Source organism: Intrasporangium sp. (genome assembly GCF_051961875.1).
In the GTDB taxonomy this organism is placed as follows: Bacteria; Actinomycetota; Actinomycetes; order Actinomycetales; family Dermatophilaceae; genus Intrasporangium_A.
Genome location: NZ_JBQCCV010000299.1, coordinates 1 through 6,333, shown reverse-complemented (window position 1 = coordinate 6,333; position 6,333 = coordinate 1). Strand labels below are relative to the sequence as shown.

At 70.6% G+C, this 6,333-nt stretch carries 4 protein-coding genes; 1 reads left to right on the top strand and 3 read right to left on the bottom strand.

The genetic code is table 11. The annotated features are described in order from the left end of the window. The 3 genes from ACTHJJ_RS18510 to polA all read right to left on the bottom strand — a co-directional run. Positions 1-2,183: hypothetical protein (locus ACTHJJ_RS18510; protein ID WP_440304420.1), on the bottom strand; the 2,183-nt coding region annotated here is incomplete at its 3' end. After that, on the bottom strand, positions 2,180-2,758 hold the full coding sequence (locus ACTHJJ_RS18505) for a hypothetical protein (protein WP_440304419.1): 579 nt from the start codon (positions 2,756-2,758) through the stop codon (positions 2,180-2,182). The genes ACTHJJ_RS18505 and ACTHJJ_RS18510, both read right to left, overlap by 4 nt. A gap of 221 nt (positions 2,759-2,979) precedes the next feature. Next, positions 2,980-5,652, bottom strand: a complete 2,673-nt coding sequence (polA, locus tag ACTHJJ_RS18500; protein ID WP_440304418.1) for a DNA polymerase I — start codon at positions 5,650-5,652, stop codon at positions 2,980-2,982. Between the two features lie 50 nt (positions 5,653-5,702). Here polA and ACTHJJ_RS18495 point away from each other — a divergent pair, with 50 nt between their 5' ends. Then, entirely contained in the window at positions 5,703-6,128 is a 426-nt protein-coding gene (locus tag ACTHJJ_RS18495) for a PaaI family thioesterase (RefSeq protein ID WP_440304417.1), read from the top strand. Positions 6,129-6,333 lie beyond the last annotated feature (205 nt).

Here is a 6,333-nt window from a genome sequence, read left to right as displayed (position 1 = left end):
AGCTGCCCCGCCCCGTCGGCGAGCTGGCCCGCGCCGTTCGCGAGACGTCCCGTGCCGTCCTTCAGCTCGACCGTGCCGTCGGCGAGCTGGCCCGTGCCGGCCTTGAGGTCCGAGGAACCCTGGGCCAGCTGGCCAGTGCCGGCCTTGAGCGCGGACGCACCATCGGAGAGCTGACCCAACCCGTCGAGGAGCGTCAGGCCACCTTCTCCGATCAGGTCGATGCCACCTTGCAGCGAGTGGACCCCACCGCGCAGGGTGCCTTCCTTGGAGGTGTCCTTGTCGCCTCCGATACCGCCCTGAACCTGCTTGACCACGCCATCGACCAGCTGCCCCACACCGGCGTCGAGGGCGGCAAGGCCCTCAAGGAGACCTGGCGTCTCCCCGTCGCAGACTCCCTTCAGCGACTGGTTCGACAGCCCGCACTCGATACGCGCGAGCCCGGCCGCCGCCTCACCCAACTTGCCCTTGAGGTCTCCCAGACCACCAGACACCTGCAACAGCCCACCATTTGCCTTGGTCATGTCGGTACGCAGAGTCCCGATCCCGGCGAGAACCTGGTCAAGAACGGCCTTGCAGTTCGTCCCACAGTCAGTTGTCTGCGCGAGCTGAACCCCACCTTGAAGTCGGTCGACGTCTCCCCCACCCTTGAGCGCGTCGGCGATGCCAGCCTGGACCTGGTCGACGCCGCCCTTCAGCAGGTCGAGCGAGTCGCCGGCCGAGACCGCCTTGGCCAGTCCGGCCCGGATCTGGTCGACGCCGTAGAGCAGGGTGTCGCCTGCCTTGTCCTTGGCGCCGATCCCGGCTCGGAGCTGGGCGATGCCGTCGTGGAGGGGCTGCGCCTTGGCGGGCAGCTGGCCGATCCCCCCGTACAGCGTGCCCAGACCCGCATCGAGCAGGTCCAGGCCATCGGCGACCTGCGCGAGGCCGTCGATGAGGGCGGGCGCCTTCTCCCCCGCCTCCGCGAGGCCCGCGGCCAGCTGGCCCACGCCGTCGTCGAGCTGCTTCGCGCCCTTGGCGAGCTGGCCCGCACCGTCGTCGACCTGGGCGGCACCACCCTTGAGTCGGCCGACGCCCGCGTCGAGCTCCTTCGCTCCGCCGCTGAGATCCTTCGCGCCGGAGCTGAGCTTGCCGGCTCCGCTGCGCGCTTCGGAGGCGCCGGCCCGCAGCTGCGACGTCCCGTCCTTGAGGTCGCTCGCTCCGTCGGCGAGCTGGCGGGACCCGGGCAGGATCTGGGCACCCAGGCCGGCGTCGAGCTGCTTGGCGCCGTCCCGCAGCTGGATGAGCCCGGCGAGCAGGGTGGCGGCGCCGTCGCGGAGCTTGAGCAGGTTGGCGTCGATCTCGGTGGCGCCCGCGGTCAGCGTCACGCCGGTGTCGGCCCCGCCCTTGTAGCTCGCGGCACCGCCCTTGAAGGACGGGCTGTCGAGCGGGCTGACCGGCAGCGCCGAGACGCTCGCCTTCGGCACCACTCCGTCGGCGATCTGGGCGGAGTAGCCGAAGCTCGCCTCGGGCGCACCGATCGGCCCGAAGAGGGTCATCGTGAAGGTCAGCTTCGTGCCGCCTCGTCCGTCGCCGGCGATGTTCGCCTCGTCGGACGCGACGCTGGTGAAGCTTGACGGGAGCGTGGTGGTGAGCGACCCGACCATCGGGATGACGACCTGCTCGGTCGCGGTGGCCGTCGCCCCGGTCCCGTCGTCGAAGGTCACCTCGCGTGGGGTCGCGGTGACGTTCCGGACCGTGTAGCGCACCTCGAGCCGTCCCGATCGGCCGACCACGTCCTCGGGCTGCACCTTCTTGCCGTCGAGGGTGTAGCTGACGCTCACCTCGAGCGGCAGCTTCTTCGTGTAGTCGCTGACGGTGCGGATCCGGCGCTCCCCGTCGACGTCGTAGCGACCGACCATCCGGCCCTGCTGGACGTCGAAGCCGCCGAAGCCGTCCAGGTTGCGCAGGCCGCTCACCTCGACCGGGTTGCTGAGGTCGACGGTGCCGGTGCCACGCATGGCGACCTGCTCGTAGACGCGCGCGACGTCGAGCTTGCCCGATGCGTCGAGGTAGGCCTGCACCGTCTCCGTGTTCGTCACGTCGACGCCACCGCTGCCTGCCGCTTGGGCAGGCGCAGCGCCGATGAGGGCGAGACCGGGCAGAGCGACGATGGCGACTGCGGCCGCAAGGGTGTGCTTCTTCACTGCTGCTCTCCTGCCATCAGGGCGTCGATGTCGGACTCGGTCGCGGCGCTCTCGTGCTCGAGGCGCTCGGGGCCGGCGTGCCGCCCTTCCGGCCGGATCACCGGCAGCAGGCTCGTCGCGAGGTAGCCGAGGGCTGCCGCCAGCAGCACGGTCGTGGCCGCGGCGGGTGACTCGGCGACGAACTGCGACGGCGCGGTCGTGTAGACCTCCTCATAGGCACCGACGATGGCCGCGGCGCCGAGGAGCCCGCTCCAGAGCGGGAGCCGGCCACAGCTCACAGCCGCCATCACGGCGAGCAGAGCGACGACGATCAAGGCCGCGACAGCACGCCCGGACGCCGCGTCGGGCAGCACGGCCGCGCGGAGCGCGAAGCCGAGCCACGCGACGACGAAGCCGACGCCGAAGCCGGCGAGCTTGCCCCAGTCGGACCGATGGGGTATCAGCCCCAGCGCCCCACCGAGGGCCGCGCCGAGCAGCGCGACGTGTTGCAGGTCAAGGCCGAGGACGTCGCTCAGTCCGATGACGAGCGCGGCCACGGCGGCCAGCACCAGGCCAGAGGCCAGGCGAGCTCCCATGTCCACCTCACACAGAAGGGCACCCACCTTTTGGGTGGGCACGCAGTGGTTACAGGCAGTAACTACCGATTACCGGTGAGTATGGGGCGGAGTGACCTAGACCACACTGAAGCAGTGATAACGATCTGGTAACGGCCCGAATGCCCCACTCGTGAGCAAAGGGGGCATGCCGACAGGACTCCAGACGGTGATGGCGCCCCGTGCGCCGTCCCGAGAGTGCGTCAGTGGGCGGCGTCGTGCCAGGAGCGCCCGATACCGATGTTCACATCGAGCGGGACCTCCATCTGCACGGCCCCGCCCATCTCGGCGCGGACGATCCGCTCGACGTCCTCCTGCTCGCCCGGGGCGACCTCGAGGACGAGCTCGTCGTGCACCTGCAGCAGGATGCGGGAGCGGAGTCGGGCGTCGCGCAGGGCACGGTCGACGCCGAGCATGGCGACCTTCATGATGTCGGCCGCCGAGCCCTGGATCGGCGCGTTGAGCGCCATCCGCTCGGCCATCTCGCGGCGCTGGCGGTTGTCCGAGGTGAGGTCGGGCAGGTAGCGCCGCCGCCCGAACATCGTCGCCGTCCAGCCGGTCCCCCGGGCCTGCGCCACCACGTCGGACAGGTAGTCGCGGACCCCACCGAACCGCTCGAAGTAGCCCTCCATCAGGCCCCGAGCCTCCTCGGTGCTGATCGTGAGCTGCTTGGACAGCCCGTAGGCCGACAGCCCGTAGGCGAGGCCGTAGGACATCGCCTTGATCTTCGAGCGCATCTGCGCGGTCACCGCATCGGGCTCGACGGCGAACACCTTCGAGCCGACGTAGTTGTGCAGGTCCTCGCCCGAGCGGAACGCGGCGATGAGCCCCTCGTCACCAGAGAGGTGCGCCATGACGCGCATCTCGATCTGCGAGTAGTCGGCCGACATCAGCGACTCGTAGCCCTCACCGACGACGAAGAGCTCGCGGATGCGGCGCCCCTCCTCGGTCCGGATCGGCACGTTCTGCAGGTTGGGCTCGGTCGACGAGAGCCGGCCGGTCGCAGCGATCGTCTGCAGGTAGGTCGTGTGAATCCGGCCATCGTCGGCAACCGACTTCTGCAGGCCCTCGACCGTGACGCGCAGCCTGGCGGCGTCACGGTGGCGCAGCAGCGCCTCGAGGAAGGGGTGCTCCGTCCTCGTGTAGAGGTCTGCGAGCGCGTCGGCGTCGGTCGTGTAGCCGGTCTTGGTCTTCTTCGTCTTCGGCATGCCGAGCGTGTCGAAGAGCACGACCTGCAGCTGCTTCGGTGAGCCGAGGTTGATCTGCTCCCCCCCGATCGCGTCCCACGCGTCCTGCTGGGCCTGCTCCACCTTCACCGCGAAGTCACGCTCGAGCGAGTCGAGTCCGTCGGCGTCGACTGCGATGCCGGTGGCCTCCATGCGCGCCAGCACGTCGACGAGGGGGATCTCCATGTCGGCGAGCAGCGCGGTGCCCCCGGTCGCGTCGAGCTGGGCGTCGAGGGCGTCGGCGAGGTCTCGGATCGCGGTGGCCCGCACCATCTGGGCGCTCGCCGCCCGCTCGTCGGCGTCCCCGTCGAGGTCGAGCATCCCCTGACCGGTCTCCGTGGTCTGCCCCAGCTCGCGCTTGAGGTTGCGGAGGACGAGGTCGTCGAGGTGGTAGGTGCGCTGGTCGGGCTTGACCAGGTAGGCGGCGAGCTGGGTGTCGCTCGTCAGCCCGGCGAGCCGCCAGCCGCGTGCGGCGAGCGCCTCGGCCGGCCCCTTCGCGTCGTGCATCGCCTTCGGGTGCTGGGCCGACTCGAGCCAACCGCCGACTGCGCTCTCCCCCTCGGGGGTGAGGGTCGTGAGGTCGACGTAGGCGCCGACCCCGTCGGGGGCGGCGATCGCGAGGCCGGTGGCGTCGCCCGTGCCGCGGGCCCACGTGCCGACGACCGTCAGGCCCGCACGCTCACCCTCGGGCAGGTGTGCCGCGACCCAGCCGGGCACAGCAGAGGCCGCGAGGACCTCGCCCTCGACGTCGTAGCCCGACTCCGCCTCGGGCTCGGCCGCCTCGATCGTCGAGAAGAGCCGGTCGCGCAGCACCCGGAACTCGAGACCGTCGAAGACGGTGTGCACCTGCTCGCGGTCCCACTGGGCCCGGTGGAGGTCGTCGACGGTGACCCCGACGGGGGCGTCCGTCACGAGCTGGTTGAGCCGCCGGTTGCGGAGCACCTGGTCGAGGTGCTCGCGCAGCGAGTCCCCCGCCTTGCCCTTGATCTGGTCGACGCCGGCGACGATCCCCGTGAGATCGCCGAACTGCCCGATCCACTTCGCGGCCGTCTTGGGGCCGACGCCGGGCACCCCGGGCAGGTTGTCGGAGGTCTCGCCGACGAGGGCGGCAAGGTCGCTGTAGCGGGTGGGTGGCACGCCGTACTTCGCCTCGACGGCGTCCGGGGTCATGCGTGACAGCTCGGACACCCCGCGCACGGGGTAGAGAACCGTGACCTCGTCGGACACGAGCTGGAAGGTGTCGCGGTCCCCGGAACAGATGAGCACCTCCATTCCCTGGTGGCGGGCCTGGCAGGCGATCGTCGCGATGATGTCGTCGGCCTCGTAGCCCTCGAGCTCGACGTAGCGGATCCGCAGGGCGTCGAGGACCTCGTGGAGGAGCGAGACCTGGCCCTTGAACTCGTCGGGTGTCGTGGCCCGCCCTGCCTTGTACTCGGCGTACTGCTCGCTGCGGAAGGTCTGCCGCGACAGGTCGAACGCGACGGCCACGTGGGTCGGCTGCTCGTCCCGGAGGACGTTGATCAGCATCGAGGTGAAGCCGTACACCGCGTTGGTGTGCTGGCCGGTGGTCGTCGAGAAGTTCTCGACGGGCAGCGCGAAGAAGGCGCGGTAGGCCAGCGAATGTCCGTCGAGGAGGAGGAGTCGGCTCACACGGGAAGCCTAGTCACAGCCACGGACAGCCTCGTCCTACGATCGGCACCATGGCTGATGCCCCCGATGTCCTGGCCGCCCTGCAGGGAGAGACCCGCGGCACCCTCATCGAGCGGATGGGGATCGAGATCACCGAGGTGACGCGGGAGCGGCTCGTCGGGACGATGCCCGTGGAGGGCAACACCCAGCCGTACGGCCTCCTCCACGGGGGCGCGAGCGTCGTGCTCGCCGAGACCCTCGGGTCCTACGGCGCCGCCCTGTGCGCCGGACCCGGCCGGGTCGCGGTGGGCCTCGACATCAACGCCACCCACCATCGTGCCGCTCGGGACGGGACCGTGACCGGCGTCGCCACCCTCGTCAGCGGGGGACGGACCATCGCGAGCTACGAGGTCGTCATCACCGACGAGGACGGGAACCGCGTCTGCACCTCGCGGATCACCTGCCTGCTGCGCGACGCCCCGCCGGCCCGCCCCTGAGCATCCGCACGGCGAAGCAAAGGCATGCCGCTCACCCGGCCCGGGTGAACGGCATACGGTCTGCGCCGGTGTGGCGGCGTGTCAGCCGGCCACGCGCGGCGGCGTCATGGGGCGGGGCCGCCCCCGGACGACACGGCCGCGCTGAAAAACAAAAGACACCCCACCCCCAGAAAGGCTCAATCCGCCAAATCGTAGCTGAAAACTA